Consider the following 15470-nt stretch of genomic DNA (forward strand, 5'->3'; position numbering starts at 1 on the left):
TAAAAAGGGGGGCTGTTTGCGTGAGCGTACGGGAGCATTTTGATGAAGTATCTGAGAAAATTCAAGCGATGCTTGCTGATATGAAATATGGTTCCATTACAATTGTTGTGCAAGATGGAAAAGTGATTCAATTAGAAAAAAGTGAAAAGGTTCGTTTAAAGTAAAAAGCGCTGACTAGAAAAACTAGAGGCGGTTTTAATCTATTTTTAATAGGTTAAAGCCGTCTTTTTGCTTTTACAGGGGGAAAAAACATGTTGACGTACGAAACGTGGAAAGAAAATAGTGTTTCATTTTCTGAAGAAGATGAAACGAAAGGCGCGCTATCAGTATTAAGTTGGGCTTATAACGAATATAAAGATGAAATTGTATATGCATGTAGCTTTGGGGTGGAGGGAATGGTTTTATTGCATCTTATAAACCAAGTAAATCCATCTGCTAAAGTTGTATTTTTGGATACAAATGTTCATTTTCAAGAAACATACGAATTAATTAAGAAGGTACGCGAGAAATTTCCTTCATTAAATATTATAGAAAAACAGCCAGAACTTACACTCGATGAACAAGCGAAGCTTCATGGAGAGAAGTTATGGGAAAGTAATCCGAATCTTTGCTGTAGTATTAGAAAAATTTTACCGTTAGAAAAATCATTAGCAGCGGAAAAAGCGTGGATATCAGGCTTAAGAAGGGAACAATCAGAAACGCGTAAGCATACACAGTTTATAAATCAAGATCGTCGTTTTCAATCTATTAAAGTTTGTCCACTCATTCATTGGACTTGGAAAGAAGTTTGGCGATATGTATATAAACATAGTTTGCCGTATAACCCATTGCATGATGTTGGCTATCCGAGTATTGGGTGTGAGAAATGTACATTACCTGTAGGTGATGGTGGCAACTCAAGAGATGGAAGATGGGCTGGGAAAATGAAGACGGAATGTGGCCTTCACTTTCAATGAGATAGATTTTGAAATAAAGCTAAGAAGGGATATAAGAAGATGAGTACAACAAATGAATTAGTAAACCGCATTGATGAAACATATGAAATATCGAACATTGTAAAGGAAATCGAGATAGACAAAATTGCACTTAGTGATTTAGAACTTTTGGCGACAGGAGGATATAGCCCTCTTACAGGATTTTTAGGGAAGAGAGATTATGATTCAGTAGTAGAAACGCTTCGTTTAGCAAATGGTAGCGTATGGAGTATACCAATTACATTGCCGGTAACAGAGGAAGTAGCAGAGGGACTGAAAGCTGGAGAGGAAGTAAAACTTGTTAACGATGGAAATGTATATGGTGTTATTCAAATAGAAGATATTTTTGTACCTGATAAAGAAAAAGAAGCGTTACTTGTATATAAAACGACGGATGAAGCTCATCCAGGAGTAAAGAAATTATATGAACGACCAAACGTTTACGTTGGAGGAGCTATTATTCTTACAAAACGTTTTGGGAATAATCCATTTCCTTCTTATCATTTAGATCCAATTGAAACGAGAGAAGAATTTAAAAAACGCGGTTGGAAAACAGTAGTTGGATTTCAAACGAGAAACCCAGTACATCGTGCCCATGAGTATATTCAAAAATCTGCCCTTGAAATTGTAGATGGTCTCTTTTTAAATCCGCTCGTTGGGGAAACGAAGTCAGATGATATTCCTGCTGATGTAAGGATGGAAAGCTATGAAGTATTACTTCAAAACTATTATCCGAAAGATCGTGTCTTTTTAGGTGTATTTCCTGCAGCAATGCGTTATGCAGGACCAAGGGAAGCGATATTTCATGCACTAGTAAGAAAGAACTTTGGTTGTACCCACTTTATTGTAGGGCGTGATCATGCTGGGGTAGGGGACTATTACGGAACATATGAAGCGCAGGAAATCTTTACGAATTTTACAGTAGAAGAGTTAGGGATTACGCCGTTATTTTTTGAACATAGTTTTTACTGCACGAAATGTGAAGCAATGGCTTCAACGAAAACATGTCCGCATGGAAAAGAAGACCGTGTCATCTTATCGGGTACGAAAGTACGAGAAATGTTAAGGAATGGTGAGATTCCGCCAAGTACATTTAGTCGTAAAGAAGTAGTGGAAGTGCTAATTAAAGGTTTGAAAAAAGAAGTAGTAACAGAATAGGGAGAGAATAAGATGGATACGAATATTACTTGGCATACAGCTTCTGTTTCAAAAGATGAGAGAAGAGTGAAGAATGGGCATCACAGTTTTGTAGTTTGGTTTACTGGTTTATCAGCTTCGGGTAAATCTACAGTAGCGAATGCGGTTGCTCGTAAACTATTTGAAAAGAATATAGGAAATTATGTGCTAGATGGGGATAATATTCGGCACGGTTTAAATAAAGACTTAGGTTTTTCTGAAAGTGATCGTATGGAAAATATAAGACGTATTGGCGAAGTGGCGAAGCTATTTGTAGATCAAGGTACTGTTGTTCTTACAGCGTTCATTTCACCATTTCAAGTAGATCGAAAACAAGTTAGGGATTTATTAGCGGCAGATGAGTTTATAGAAGTGTTTGTAAAATGTCCAATTGAAGAGTGTGAAAAACGTGATCCAAAAGGGTTATACAAAAAAGCGAGACAAGGTGATATTAAAGAGTTTACTGGTGTTGATTCACCGTATGAGGAACCAAAACAAGCAGAATTAATTGTAGAAACGCACAAGTATTCTATTGAAGAATGTGCAGAACAAATCGTGAAATACTTACAAGAGCGTAGTTTTATATAGGGGGATAAAAGATGAGTTATGAAAAAGTGTGGGCTAATAATGAAAAATTGAATCCGTCCGAGCAAAAGAAATTAGAAAAAGATGGATTAGAAATCTTTAATGATATTCCTTACTATGCGGAGAATGGATTTGAATCTATTCCGAAAGAAGAGTGGGACGCTTTTAAATGGGCAGGATTGTATTTGCAAAGACCAAAAGAAGCGGGCTATTTTATGATGCGTGTCAACATTCCTTCTGGAATTATTACAAATGCGCAGGCAGAGGTGCTGGCTTCCATTGCTGAAGATTATGGGCGTGATGTGTTAGATATTACGACAAGACAGGCGATTCAGTTTCATTGGTTAGAAATTGGGCAAATTCCGGATATTTTTAAGAGGTTAGCTAGAGTTGGTTTATCTTCAGCGGGGGCATGCGGTGATATTACGCGTAATATCACAGGAAATCCACTTGCTGGAATTGATGCGAATGAACTATTTGATACAACATCGATTGTTAAAGAAATATACGATTACTTCCAACATAATGAAGAGTTTTCTAATCTACCACGTAAATTCAAAATGTCTATTAGTTCTAACATTTATAATTCAGCAAATGCAGAGATTAACTGTGTGGCGTTTACACCTGCTACGAAAGAAATAAATGGTGAGGAAAAGGTTGGGTTTCATATAAAAATAGGCGGAGGATTATCAGCTCGTCCGTACTTAGCGGAAGAATTAGATGTATTCGTTTTACCAGAAGAAGTGAAGGCAGTGTCGATTGCAATTGCTACTATATTCCGTGATTTTGGATATCGTGAAAAACGCCACTTAGCACGTTTGAAATTTCTTGTCGCTGACTGGGGCGCTGAGAAATTTAAAGAGAAACTAGTAGAATACACAGGCCCATTGCAAAGTAAAGGGGAAAGTGCTCTCAAAGGCTGGAATGCAGGATACTTTTATGGCGTTCAAGATCAAAAACAAGCAGGATTAAAGTATGTCGGCTTTAATGTACCAGTAGGGCGTTTACACGCAGAGGAAATGTTTGAGATTGCAAGAATTGCAAAGAAATATGGAAACGGGCAAATTCGAACTTGTAACTCTCAAAACTTCATTATTCCGAATGTTCCGCCAGAAAATGTTGCAGGATTATTAAGTGAACCGTTGTTTGAAGCAATTTCAGCAAATCCGAAATCGTTTATCGGTCATGCGGTTTCATGTACTGGCATTGAGTATTGCAATCTTGCGTTAGTAGAAACGAAAGAAAGATTACGCAAAATCGCAGAGTACTTAGATACACAAATTGCACTCGATGTTCCAGTTCGAATTCATATGGTAGGATGCCCGAACTCATGTGGTCAACGTCAAATTGCTGATATTGGTTTGCAAGGGATAAAACTGAAAACGAAGGAAAAGGGAATCGTTGAGGCGTTTGAAATATATGTGGGCGGAACACTATTAGACGGAGGAGCATATAACGAAAAGTTAAAAGGGAAAATAGATGGAGAAGATTTGCCGGATGTTCTCGTGTCCTTTTTAAGTTATTTCCAAAAGAATAAATTACTAGCCGAAACGTTTTATGATTTCGTAGGACGTGTTGGAGTGGAAGAATTACAAATTGTACTAAATCGTGTATTAGAAGAAGTAATAGCATCTTAGGAGGGGGCAATATGGACTTATATCGATTTGAAGCTGTATTAGTAAATAGTATTGTTCCAATTGTTGTCGTTGCTCAGAGTGAAGAACAGGCATTTAAGCTTGCGGAAATTGAGCTTGAAAAACATTTTTTACCGTTACCAGAAGTGAAAGAGATTTCTTTGTTTGAAAAAAAGAAGATTCGAAAAGGGGCGGCATTTGTTATTCATGAGTAGAGAACATGTAATACGAAATAATAGTAACTTCCATTCGTGATTAAGAGTGGAAGTTTCATTTTATAGTAGAAATGAGGAGAGATTATGGGGAAGGTTTATATCGTCGGGGCGGGTCCTGGTGATCCGGATTTAATTACTGTTAAAGGGTTGAGATGCATCGAGAAGGCTGATGTTATATTGTACGACCGTCTCGTAAATAAAGAATTGCTTTCTCATGCAAAGCCTGAAGCGGATTTAATTTATTGCGGGAAACTCCCAAATTATCACACGATGAAGCAAGAGACAATTAACACATTTCTTATTAAATATGCGAAAAAAGGAAAAGTTGTAACGAGACTTAAGGGCGGAGATCCATTTGTATTTGGAAGAGGTGGAGAAGAAGCTGAAGCGTTAGCGAAGCAAAGTATCCCATTTGAAATTATTCCTGGTATTTCAGCTGGTATAGCTGCTCCTGCTTATGCTGGAATTCCAGTAACGCATCGCGATGCAAGTGCAAGTTTTGCTGTTGTGACAGGGCACCGGAAAGAAGGGGCTGAAGAGGAAGTGAAGTGGGAAAGTTTAGTGAAAGGTGTAGATACATTAGCGGTCTATATGGGGGTTAGTAATTTACCTTACATATGTGAACAACTAATAAAACATGGAAAAGATCAAAGTACACCTGCCGCTATCATTGAGTGGGGAACGACATCTATGCAGCGTACTGTTACAGCGACGTTAGGAACAATTGTAGATGTTGCCAAAAAAGAACGAATTCAAAATCCAAGTATGATTGTTATTGGAGAAGTTGTCCGTTTTAGAGAAAAGATACATTGGTTTGAGAAACAAACGGAAAATGCATATCAAGTAAGCGGAGTATTGTAAAATGAAGGCTGTTATATATATATGTCATGGAAGCCGTTTGAAAGCAGCAAAAGAAGAAGCGGTTGCATTTATTACGTCATGTATGAACCGTGTAGAGGCAAATATTCAAGAAATTTGTTTTTTAGAGCTAGCGAATCCTTCTATTGAAGAAGGATTTCGTACATGTGTGAAGCGTGGTGCTACAGAGATTGTCGCTATTCCTGTTTTTTTATTAGCGGCAGGACATGTAAAGAAAGATATTCCGTTTGAATTACGAAAGTTAAACGAGGAATATCCGGATATCAAAATAGTGTATGGTAATCCATTTGGTGTATCAGAAGTGCTTGTAAAAGCGGTATATAACGGAAGTGGTATTAAAGACTATAAAGAAGAAGTAACACTTTTGCTCGTTGCAAGAGGGAGTAGTGATCCGGAAACTTTACAAGACATAAAGTGGATTTCTTCTTTATTTCAAAAAGAAGAGAACATTAAAGAGGTGGAAGTTTGTTATTTAGCAGCCGCGGAGCCGAAGTTTGATGAGAGGTTGAAAGAAATTGTAGAACAAAAAGAACGGAACATTGTTGTGTTACCTTACTTATTATTTACAGGCTTACTCATGAAACATGTTGAGAAAGAAGTGCGTCAATATGAGTCGGAAGAGATAAAAATAAGTCCCTATTTAGGAAAGAATGTAGCGTTTCGAGAGATGTTAATTCAGAAAACAGAGGAAATATTGAAGGGAGATCAATATGTATCCACTTACAGTGCGAGTTGATAAGAAACGTGTTGTTGTCATTGGTGGAGGGAAAGTAGCGGGGTTTAAAATTATTCCTTTACTAAAACAAGGTGCGGATATTGTTGTAGTAAGTACAGAATTAGATGCAAATTTAGTGAAACTTGTAGAAGAAAAGCAAATTCGTTGGTATCAAAGAGAGTATGAGAAAAGTGATATTAAAGATGCTTTTTTAGTAGTTGCAGCGACTAGTGATTCGGTACTAAATGAACAAATTGCTGAAGATGTCTCGGTAAATCAATTGGTAAATGTTATTACGAATCCGGAAAGTGGAAATGTTCATTTTCCGGCGGCGTTTCATCGTGGTTTGCTTAATGTAGCTGTTTCTACAGGAGGAGCAAGCCCGAAATTGGCGAAAAAAATTCGTGACGATATCGCAAATAAATATGATGAGACATATGAAGCGTATCTTAATTTTTTATATGAAGTAAGAATAAAAGTGAAAGAATTACAAGTAGATAAGCGGCAGAGAAATATACTATTACAAGAAGTATTAAAGTCAGTATATGTTCTAAATGGAGAAAAAAGAGAATTGTTTTTACAAGAATTAGAGAGAAAGGTTCATATAGGATAATGAATAAATTGTGCTTTACAACTATAAGAATATAATTTATAATCACAAGTAACTTCAATAGATGAAATCGATGAGCAAGAAGAGTACGTATATTTGATGCGTTCAGAGAGCTGGGGTAAGGTGTGAGCCCGGTACGATAAAATATACAGAATGGGCTTGCGAGAGGTATGCTGAACATTGCAGTAGGCAACCCGGGTTCCGCCGTTAAAAGGATAGAGTATCGGAATTTTCCTGTACTTGAACAAGTGGGATTTATCAATCCAATTGAGGTGGTACCACGGTATTTATATTACATATATCGTCCTCTACATGCATATTTGCGTGTAGGGGACTTTTTTATTTTCTAAAGGAGGTGTGCGAGTATGAAATGAAAGTGTATAATTGGTAAAAGTTATAATATTCAGAAAAGGAGAAATTATAATGAAAGAAACACAGCAATGGACGTCGAAAATAGGCTTTGTACTCGCAGCAGCGGGAGCCGCAGTAGGTCTTGGGGCAATATGGAAGTTTCCATATGTTGCAGGTAATGGAGGGGGAGGCGCGTTCTTCCTTGTATTCTTACTATTAACTTTATTTATTGGTATGCCTCTTCTTGTAGCTGAATTTGTTATTGGCCGTAGTACTCAAAAAGAGGCAGTTACAGCTTATAAAGTATTAGTACCAAATAGCAAGTTATATCCTTGGATTGGTCGTATGGGGGTTGTTACTTGTTTTAGCGTACTATCTTTTTATAGTGTTGTAGGTGGATGGATTTTACTTTATTTATACTATAGTGTCACAGGTAGTTTCTGGAACGGAGTAGTCGATTATGGGCAATTGTTTGCTGAAACAATTGCAAATCCAGTAAGTGCGATTGGGGCGCAATTCATTTTTATGCTTTGTACCATTTTTGTTGTTAGTAAAGGTGTGGAAAAAGGCATAGAAAAGGCAAGTAAGTACATGATGCCGCTATTATTCATTTTATTTATTGCTATCATTATTCGTGCGTTAACACTTGATGGTGCTATGGCTGGGGTAGAGTTCTTCTTAAAACCAGATTTTTCAAAGCTTACAGCAGATACGATTTTATATGCGATGGGACAATCTTTCTTCTCACTAACGGTAGGTGCCTCGGTAATGGTAACGTATAGTTCGTATTTAAAGAAAGAAGAGCATTTAGCTAAATCAGCAACATCTATTGTAAGTTTAACTGTATTTGTTACAGTACTTGCAGGATTAGCGATTTTTCCGGCGATTTTCGCATTAGGAGTTAAACCGACAGAAGGACCAGGGCTACTGTTTATCGTTCTTCCTGCTGTCTTTGCGAAAATTCCATTTGGACAATTTTTCTTCATTATGTTTTTAGTTTTATTCTTCTTTGCGACTTTAACATCTGCGATTTCAATGCTTGAAATTGTAGTAGCATCTGTTGCGAAAGATAATGAGAAGAAGCGTCCGTCAGCTTCGTTATTAATTGGTATTCTTATTTTTGCAGTTGGAATCCCATCAGCGTTATCGTTTGGAATTATGAGTGATGTGAAAATATTTGGTAAGACATTCTTTGATTTCGTCGATTTTTCGGTAAGTAATGTATTACTGCCACTCGGAGTACTAGCCATTTCGTTATTTGTACCAAATAAAATGAGTAAAGAGCTATTAATGAAAGAATTAGAAGTTACGGAAACGAAAGGGAAAACATTGTTTAATATTTGGTTCTTCTTGCTTCGTTATGTTATTCCGGTAACTGTAATTATCGTATTTTTAAATGCGATAGGTGTATTTAAAATGTTTGCATAATAAAAAGACGGAGATGTGGATTCTCCGTCTTTTTATTGTGTTGTAGAAGTATTTAATAAGCGATTATATGCTTTATAAGCTGTGACAACTGCGATAAATGATCCAATTAAAAATAACGCTGAGCCGCCGAATGTAAATAGCCGGCCAATGTATGTTTCTCTAGCTTCTTCTATTTCTTCTTGTAATTGTGTATTCATATTTATCACCCCGCAAAATATAGGCATTTAGTTGTAGTTTATGTAAAACGCCTAAAAAGTGTGAAGTAGTAAAAAAACTCGGTATGCACCGAGTTTTTTATAATCCGATATAAGGAGACGGATCAACTGCGTTTGTCTTACCAACATTCCATTCCCCGATATGAAGTTCGAAGTGTAAATGTTGTCCGTAAGATTGACCGGTATTTCCCATAAAGCCAAGTTGATCGCCTTGTTTTACAGTTTGTCCATTTGATACAGAGCGGCTATTCATATGTGCATACACTGTCGTATATGTTTTTCCATTAACACGGTGAGATAAGTAAACAACGTTTCCGTAACTAGAGGATAATTCTGAACGGATAACAACGCCATCTGCAGCGGCAATAATTGGAACTGTTCCCGAAGCTGCGATATCAATTCCTTTATGGTTATCTAAAGAACGTGCGCCGAATCCAGAAGTTTTTGATCCAGCGGCTGGCTTAATAAATCCACCTTTGTTCGTATCTTGCGGTGTTGGTGCGGATTGTGTGCTTTCTTTAGCAGAAGCGGCGGCTTGTTTTTTTGCTTCCTCAGCCTTGCGTGCCTCTTCAGCTTTGCGAGCTTCTTCCGCACGTTTTTCTTCTTCAATTGCTTTTTGAACAGCTTGACGCTGGTTTTCTAAAATACCTTGTGACTCTTCTAATCCTTCAATCTCGGAATCTACTTTTGATACTTTCGTATGTAGATCTTTAATAAGAGTTTGTTGCTGTTGTTGATTACTTTGTAACTCTTGTTGTTTTTGTACTAATTTTTGCTCGGATTCTTTCAATTGTTGCTCTTTTTTCTCAACAGCTTCTTTTTCTGTCGTCACAGCATTCTGATCACTTGTTTGCTTTTTCACAATATCTGTATCGTTATTTAAAATTAAACTTACAGAATACATATTATCAACAAGATCGGCAATATTTGCAGAACTTGTTATTACTTCTGTAATGATACTCGTACGAGGCTTTTCTTGCATAGATTGTAGTCGTTGTTTAATAACTTCCTGCCGTGTATCTATGTTCGTTTGTAATTGCTCTATATGTTTCTTTTTTTCAGTAATAACTTGCTGTGTGTTGCTAATTTCTTTTTTTGTATCGTTTAATTCAGCTTCGTTTTTATTAATAGAAGTAGTTAATTCGTCGATTTTCTTTTGTAATTCCTGGATTTCTTTTTCTATTTGTTCTTTCTCAGCTGATTTATTTTGTAAGTCATTTTGTTTGCCTTCTAATTCGGATTGAATATTAGATAATTTATTCTCATTCGTTTCAGCGTATACGGGTGAAAGTAACGGGGAAACGAAAATCGTTCCAGCTGCTAAAACACTAAATGCTGCAAATTTCTTTTTCATGGTTGTCTTGCTCCTTTCCCTATGAATGTTATATATCATAAGAAGAAGAGTGTCTATCGTTGTAATCATAATGTAAAGAAAATTTTATAATTTTGCTAAGTTTTGTCGGAATTTAGTATCTTTTCGTAGTGTTTGTCATAAAGTGAAATTTTTGCATGCATACAAAAATGCACCATTTTCTATTTTGTTCTAAAAAAAACATGGAAAATGATGGAATTTCCGATGGTGAAACATTACTTTAAAAACCTTTAAATCACTAGTGAGGGATCGTTCTCATGTTAGGTTTTCTTACATGGGTTTTATTTTTGTCAAGAAAATTATTTGCATTCGGGCAAACTTATTTTGTTGTCAGATTTTAAATTTTGATTTATGATTTTTAACAGGGACAAAATGTAGTGAATTGTCGAATAATATGTAATACTCTTAATTTCATGTTTTATAGAGATAGAATGAGAGATAGAGTGACACATCGAAGAGGGGGTTACAACAAATATGAAAAGAATAGGACTTGCATGGCAAATTTTAATAGGACTTGCGCTTGGTATTGCAGTTGGGGCGATTTTCTTTGGCAATCCGGCAGTGGTTGATTATTTAAAACCAATTGGTGATATTTTCATTCGATTAATTAAGATGATCGTTGTACCAATTGTTGTAGCAAGTATCGTTGTTGGTGTTGCTGGTGTTGGCGATGTTAAGAAGTTAGGCCGATTAGGCGGAAAAACAATTCTTTACTTTGAAATTATTACAACACTTGCAATTGTTGTTGGTCTATTAATAGCGAACATTTTCCAACCTGGAAAAGGCGTTGATATGGATAAATTAACAAAGACTGATATTTCTAAATATGCAGAAACAACAGCTCAAGTACAAAGTCATTCGTTTGCGGATACGTTTGTAAATATTGTTCCGACGAACATTATGAAATCATTGGCTGAAGGTGATATGCTTGCTATTATCTTCTTCTCAGTATTATTTGGTTTAGGTGTAGCAGCAATTGGTGAGCGTGGTAAACCAGTTCTACAATTTTTCCAAGGTGTAGCAGATGCAATGTTTTATGTAACGAACCAAGTTATGAAGTTTGCACCATTTGGTGTATTCGCATTAATTGGTGTTACAGTTTCTACATTCGGATTAGCTTCATTAATTCCATTAGGGAAATTACTCATTGTAGTATACGGAGCAATGATCTTCTTCGTTGTAGTTGTATTAGGACTTACAGCGAAAATATTTGGAATAAACATTTTCCAATTCTTTAAGATTTTAAAAGACGAGCTGATCTTAGCGTATTCTACAGCAAGTTCAGAAACGGTTTTACCGAAAATTATGGAGAAAATGGAGAAATTCGGTTGTCCGAAAGCAATTACATCTTTCGTTATTCCAACAGGTTATTCATTTAACTTAGATGGATCAACTTTATATCAAGCAATTGCGGCAATTTTCTTAGCGCAAATGTACGGTATTGAATTATCCATTACACAACAAATTACGTTATTACTTGTATTAATGGTTACATCAAAAGGTATCGCGGGTGTACCGGGCGTATCATTCGTTGTATTATTAGCAACACTTGGTACAGTAGGTATTCCAGCTGAAGGTTTAGCGTTTATTGCAGGTATTGACCGTATTCTTGATATGGCTCGTACAGCAGTTAACGTTGTAGGTAACTCTTTAGCGGCTGTAGTTATGTCTAAGTGGGAAGGTCAATATGACGCTGAAAAAGGACAAGCCTATTTAAAAGAGATATCTGAAAAGGGTCAAGCGGCTTAATTATAATATGAACAAGCTCTCACATAATATGTGGGGGCTTTTCTATATATAGAAGAGGAGCGGACGTAATGAAACGTAAATATGGTGACGGTTCTTCGTGGAAGCGACTAATAGAGAAGGATTATATGGTTAAGCAAGTAGAGGATGGAATGTTAGGAATACTGGACATAAAAAAAGTGAGAGAACCTAGTTATAAAGAATACAATGGTAAACAGCTTTGCATTGCAGGTGATGGGTATACATGGATGCAATATTTTATAAACGGGGAAAACTTTGCAATTACAGCTATGTTAGACAATCAAAAACAATTACTGCAATATTATATCGACGTGACGAAAGAATATAAAATAGACGAGCGTGGTTTACCTTATTTTGATGATTTATATTTAGATGTAGTATTGTTACCGAACGGTGAGATCTATGTACTGGATGAAGACGAGTTAGAGGATGCCTATAAAATTGGTGATGTTACAAAAGAAGAATATGAGTTAGCATGGAATACAACAAAATGGATTATCGCGAAGATAAAAAATAGAAAATTTTATTGGATCTCAATATTGGATAAAGAAATCGAAAAGTTAAAATGATTGGTTTATTCATATTTTTGCATAATTACCAAAAAAATCTATACAAAAAATAATTGACTTTTGTTTTGTAAGCGAGTAAAGTTAGGAAAGAAATTATTATTAAAAAATAAATATGAAACCTTCTTATAAAGAGAGGCGGAGGGACTGGCCCTACGATGCCTCGGCAGCGGACTCGATTTCAGAGTGCTGTGCCAAATCCAGCAAGCGTGTGCTTGAAAGATGAGAAGAGCGTTTCTTATAGATGTATAAGACCTCTTCTCATCGGAAGAGGTCTTTTGTTATTCATTAGAAAAGGTTGAAAACTAGGGAGAGATGATACTTTGAAAGAAACGAGAGGAAATGGTTTAGCTTTATTACCACTTGGAGTATTTTTGGCGCTATTTATTGGTTCTGGAATTATTACAGGTGATTTCTATAAATTGCCGATACTTGTAGCAATTTCAATTGCTGTAGGAATTGCTTTAGTGATGAATCGTAAGGAAAGCTTTAATGTGAAAGTAGAACGATTTGCTAAAGGTGCAGGAAACCCTGATATTATGATCATGGTTCTGATTTTTGTACTTGCAGGGGCGTTTTCTGAAACAGCAAAAGGAATGGGCGGAGTTGATTCCACTGTTAACTTAGCGTTATCTATTTTACCCCAAGGATTTATCGTTGCTGGAATTTTTGTTATAGGGGCATTTATTTCATTAGCGATGGGAACTTCAATGGGAACAATTGCTGCATTAGCACCGATTGCTGTAGGTATTAGTGGGCAAACTGATATCTCAATTGCGCTTACGATGGCTACTGTTGTGGGTGGAGCGATGTTTGGTGATAATTTATCATTTATTTCTGATACGACAATTGCTGCTGTTCGTTCGCAAGGAACAGAAATGAAAGATAAGTTTAAAACGAATTTTTTAATTGTATTGCCAGCTGCAGTCATTACAATTGTAATATTAGTAATGATTACTTTAGGTAATGATACAGAAATTAAAGCTCATACATTTGATTGGGTGAAAATTTTACCATATGCAGGTGTACTTGTTACAGCGCTACTTGGCTGGAATGTACTCATTGTATTAACTGGTGGAACGGTATTATCTGGTGTTATCGGTCTTATAGATGGAAGTTATACGTTAGAGAGTTTCTTTAAAAGTGTAACGACTGGAATGGGCGGTATGATGGAGTTAGTGTTACTTGCCATTTTAATCGGTGGTATGGTTGAACTTATCCAGTATAATGGTGGCATTCAATATTTAATGAATCTTTTAACACGTAATATTCGTTCGAAAAAAGGAGCAGAGTTCGGTATTGCTGGCTTAGTGAGTATGACGAATATGTGTACAGCGAATAATACGATTTCTATTATCTTTACAGGTCCGCTTGCGAAAAACATTGCAGATCAATATGAAATTGACCCTCGTAAATCAGCGAGTGTATTAGATCTTTTCTCATGCTGTGTGCAAGGATTAATTCCGTATGGTGCGCAAATGTTAACGGCAGCAGGATTTGCGGCGTTATCTCCAATTGAATTGTTACCATATGCGTTTTATCCAATCTTAGTTGGAGTATGTGGAATCATTTCTATATTAATTGGTTTCCCGAGGTTTTCTAAAGTAGCGGGAAAGAAAGAGTATCACAAAACAGCATAATTTAAAATGAAGTTTATGAATAGTAACGAAAGCCGTACAGAGAATGTTCTCTGTACGGCTTTTTATGTGCGATAAAAGAGTGAATCATCCTATCCTACCGCATATTTTTGCAAAAGGCTGAATTTAACTCGGTCTTAAGTCTGAGTCGAAAACAGTTCTTAAGCTCGTTATGAAAAAATGAAAAAATAGTTAAGATAAGAGTATCAAATCGAAGGGAGGCAAGCACAAGATGAAACAATTTCTAGCGTTTATCGCAGCCGGTATTTTGGCTTTAATTGCTCTTGGTAGTCTTGCTGGTATTGTAGGATTCGCCATTGGAGCAGGAGTTGTGTACTGGAGCTATAAATCATTTGTGCGAGCTAAATCATTCTTTGGAAAGTTAGCTTGGGGTATTGTTGGTTTAATCGGTTTGTCCATTGCACTTTCTCATTCCCCAGCATTAATCGGTATCGCAGCATTAGTAGTTTTATACTACGGATACCGTGAGTGGAAAAAAGGAAAAAATGTAGTTGTTGATTCTGCTCCAGAAAGTGCTAAACCATATAGCAACTTTGAAGATGAGTGGAACAAGTTAATGAAAAACTAATATAAAATAAATCAAATTATAAAGTAGAAGAGAGGAAGATTATAATGAAACAATCTTTATTCGGACGTGTACGCGATGCAATTTTAGCTGATTTTCATAATGTGTTAGATGAGAAAGAAAGAAAAAATCCAATTGCTATGTTAAACCAATATTTACGAGATAGTGAGCGTGAAATAACAAAAATTGAGAAGTTAATTCAGCGTCATAAAACATTAAAATCTAACTTCGCTCGTGAGCTTGAGCAAGCACGTTATTTCGTTAATAAAAGATCAAAGCAAGCTATCATCGCACAAGAAGCAGGCGAATTGCAATTGCATGAACGTGCATTAGAAGAAGTAGCGTATTATGAAGGGCAAGTAACTCGCTTAGAAGAAATGTATGCTGGTGTTGTAGAGCAAATTGATGAGTTAGAGCGTCGTCTTTCAGAAATGAAAAATAAATTAAAAGAAATGAACGCAAAGCGTATGGAATTAATGGCACGTGAAAATATGGCGCATGCAAACCGCCGTATGAATACTGCTATGCATAAAATGGATGAAAATAATCCGTTCTTACGATTCGAAGAAATTGAAGATCACATTCGTGACATAGAGCTTCGTATAAATGAAGAGCATGAGCGTGATACATTTGATATGAAAATTGCAAAACTAGAGAGTGAAATGAAAGAGAAAAATGAAGTATCGTTAACGAAAGAAGTAACAAAATAATTGTAGTATATAATAAAACAGGCTTATGATATAGTGATAGGAGAAAAGGT

The 15470-nt window shown here is 36.2% G+C and carries 17 protein-coding genes, 1 riboswitch and 1 other annotated feature; of the genes, 15 read left to right on the forward strand and 2 right to left on the reverse strand.

Going from position 1 to position 15470, the window contains the following annotated elements; translation table 11 throughout:
• Positions 1-20 precede the first annotated feature (20 nt).
• From MKX37_RS07090 to MKX37_RS07135, 10 genes are all read left to right on the forward strand, one after another.
• Positions 21-164, forward strand: coding sequence for a YezD family protein (locus MKX37_RS07090; protein WP_000116159.1), 144 nt, complete (start codon positions 21-23; stop codon positions 162-164).
• An 87-nt stretch (positions 165-251) separates the two neighbouring features.
• Entirely contained in the window at positions 252-956 is a 705-nt protein-coding gene (locus tag MKX37_RS07095) for a phosphoadenylyl-sulfate reductase (RefSeq protein ID WP_002126308.1), read from the forward strand.
• Positions 957-995: 39 nt separating this feature from the next.
• Positions 996-2132 carry a sulfate adenylyltransferase gene (gene sat, locus MKX37_RS07100; RefSeq protein ID WP_002126309.1) on the forward strand — a complete coding sequence of 379 codons (1137 nt, stop codon included), beginning with the start codon at positions 996-998 and terminating at the stop codon, positions 2130-2132.
• A 12-nt stretch (positions 2133-2144) separates the two neighbouring features.
• Complete coding sequence (cysC, locus tag MKX37_RS07105; RefSeq protein ID WP_002030679.1) at positions 2145-2738, forward strand: adenylyl-sulfate kinase; 594 nt, start codon at positions 2145-2147, stop codon at positions 2736-2738.
• A gap of 11 nt (positions 2739-2749) precedes the next feature.
• Positions 2750-4372, forward strand: a complete 1623-nt coding sequence (locus tag MKX37_RS07110; protein ID WP_078421978.1) for a nitrite/sulfite reductase — start codon at positions 2750-2752, stop codon at positions 4370-4372.
• A gap of 11 nt (positions 4373-4383) precedes the next feature.
• Positions 4384-4584, forward strand: coding sequence for a DUF3906 family protein (locus tag MKX37_RS07115; protein ID WP_000366913.1), 201 nt, complete (start codon positions 4384-4386; stop codon positions 4582-4584).
• A gap of 84 nt (positions 4585-4668) precedes the next feature.
• Positions 4669-5445: a uroporphyrinogen-III C-methyltransferase gene (cobA, locus tag MKX37_RS07120; protein WP_002126317.1), complete on the forward strand. Its 777-nt coding sequence runs from the start codon at positions 4669-4671 to the stop codon at positions 5443-5445.
• Between the two features lies 1 nt (position 5446).
• Complete coding sequence (locus MKX37_RS07125) at positions 5447-6199, forward strand: sirohydrochlorin chelatase (RefSeq protein WP_002030685.1); 753 nt, start codon at positions 5447-5449, stop codon at positions 6197-6199.
• Entirely contained in the window at positions 6174-6791 is a 618-nt protein-coding gene (locus MKX37_RS07130; RefSeq protein WP_002186321.1) for an NAD(P)-binding protein, read from the forward strand. Before MKX37_RS07125 ends, MKX37_RS07130 begins: the two co-directional genes overlap by 26 nt.
• Positions 6792-6852: 61 nt before the next feature.
• Positions 6853-7100 (forward strand) — a binding site (T-box leader).
• A 111-nt stretch (positions 7101-7211) separates the two neighbouring features.
• Positions 7212-8567, forward strand: coding sequence for a sodium-dependent transporter (locus tag MKX37_RS07135; protein WP_002186320.1), 1356 nt, complete (start codon positions 7212-7214; stop codon positions 8565-8567).
• A gap of 32 nt (positions 8568-8599) precedes the next feature.
• Here the strand turns inward: MKX37_RS07135 and MKX37_RS07140 are convergent, their stop codons facing one another.
• Complete coding sequence (locus tag MKX37_RS07140; RefSeq protein ID WP_003188170.1) at positions 8600-8764, reverse strand: hypothetical protein; 165 nt, start codon at positions 8762-8764, stop codon at positions 8600-8602.
• 97 nt (positions 8765-8861) lie between these two features.
• Positions 8862-10136 (reverse strand): murein hydrolase activator EnvC family protein, encoded by a 1275-nt coding sequence (locus MKX37_RS07145; RefSeq protein WP_002168808.1) that lies wholly within the window; start codon positions 10134-10136, stop codon positions 8862-8864.
• A gap of 492 nt (positions 10137-10628) precedes the next feature.
• Between MKX37_RS07145 and gltP the strand changes: the two genes are divergently transcribed.
• The 5 genes from gltP to MKX37_RS07170 all read left to right on the forward strand — a co-directional run bounded on the left by gltP (position 10629) and on the right by MKX37_RS07170 (position 15420).
• Entirely contained in the window at positions 10629-11903 is a 1275-nt protein-coding gene (gene gltP, locus MKX37_RS07150) for a glutamate/aspartate:proton symporter GltP (RefSeq protein ID WP_002186318.1), read from the forward strand.
• 68 nt (positions 11904-11971) lie between these two features.
• Positions 11972-12490, forward strand: a complete 519-nt coding sequence (locus MKX37_RS07155) for a DUF402 domain-containing protein (RefSeq protein ID WP_002168807.1) — start codon at positions 11972-11974, stop codon at positions 12488-12490.
• Positions 12491-12610: 120 nt separating this feature from the next.
• Positions 12611-12716: riboswitch (SAM riboswitch) on the forward strand.
• A 94-nt stretch (positions 12717-12810) separates the two neighbouring features.
• Positions 12811-14127: a Na+/H+ antiporter NhaC family protein gene (locus MKX37_RS07160; protein WP_002126334.1), complete on the forward strand. Its 1317-nt coding sequence runs from the start codon at positions 12811-12813 to the stop codon at positions 14125-14127.
• 229 nt (positions 14128-14356) lie between these two features.
• A complete protein-coding gene (locus tag MKX37_RS07165; protein ID WP_002011676.1) occupies positions 14357-14713 on the forward strand; it encodes a lmo0954 family membrane protein in 357 nt (118 codons plus the stop codon).
• Positions 14714-14757: 44 nt separating this feature from the next.
• Positions 14758-15420: a PspA/IM30 family protein gene (locus MKX37_RS07170; protein WP_002011675.1), complete on the forward strand. Its 663-nt coding sequence runs from the start codon at positions 14758-14760 to the stop codon at positions 15418-15420.
• Positions 15421-15470 lie beyond the last annotated feature (50 nt).

Origin of the sequence: Bacillus sp. FSL R5-0709 (assembly GCF_038004785.1) — a bacterium.
GTDB lineage: Bacteria > Bacillota > Bacilli > Bacillales > Bacillaceae_G > Bacillus_A > Bacillus_A mycoides.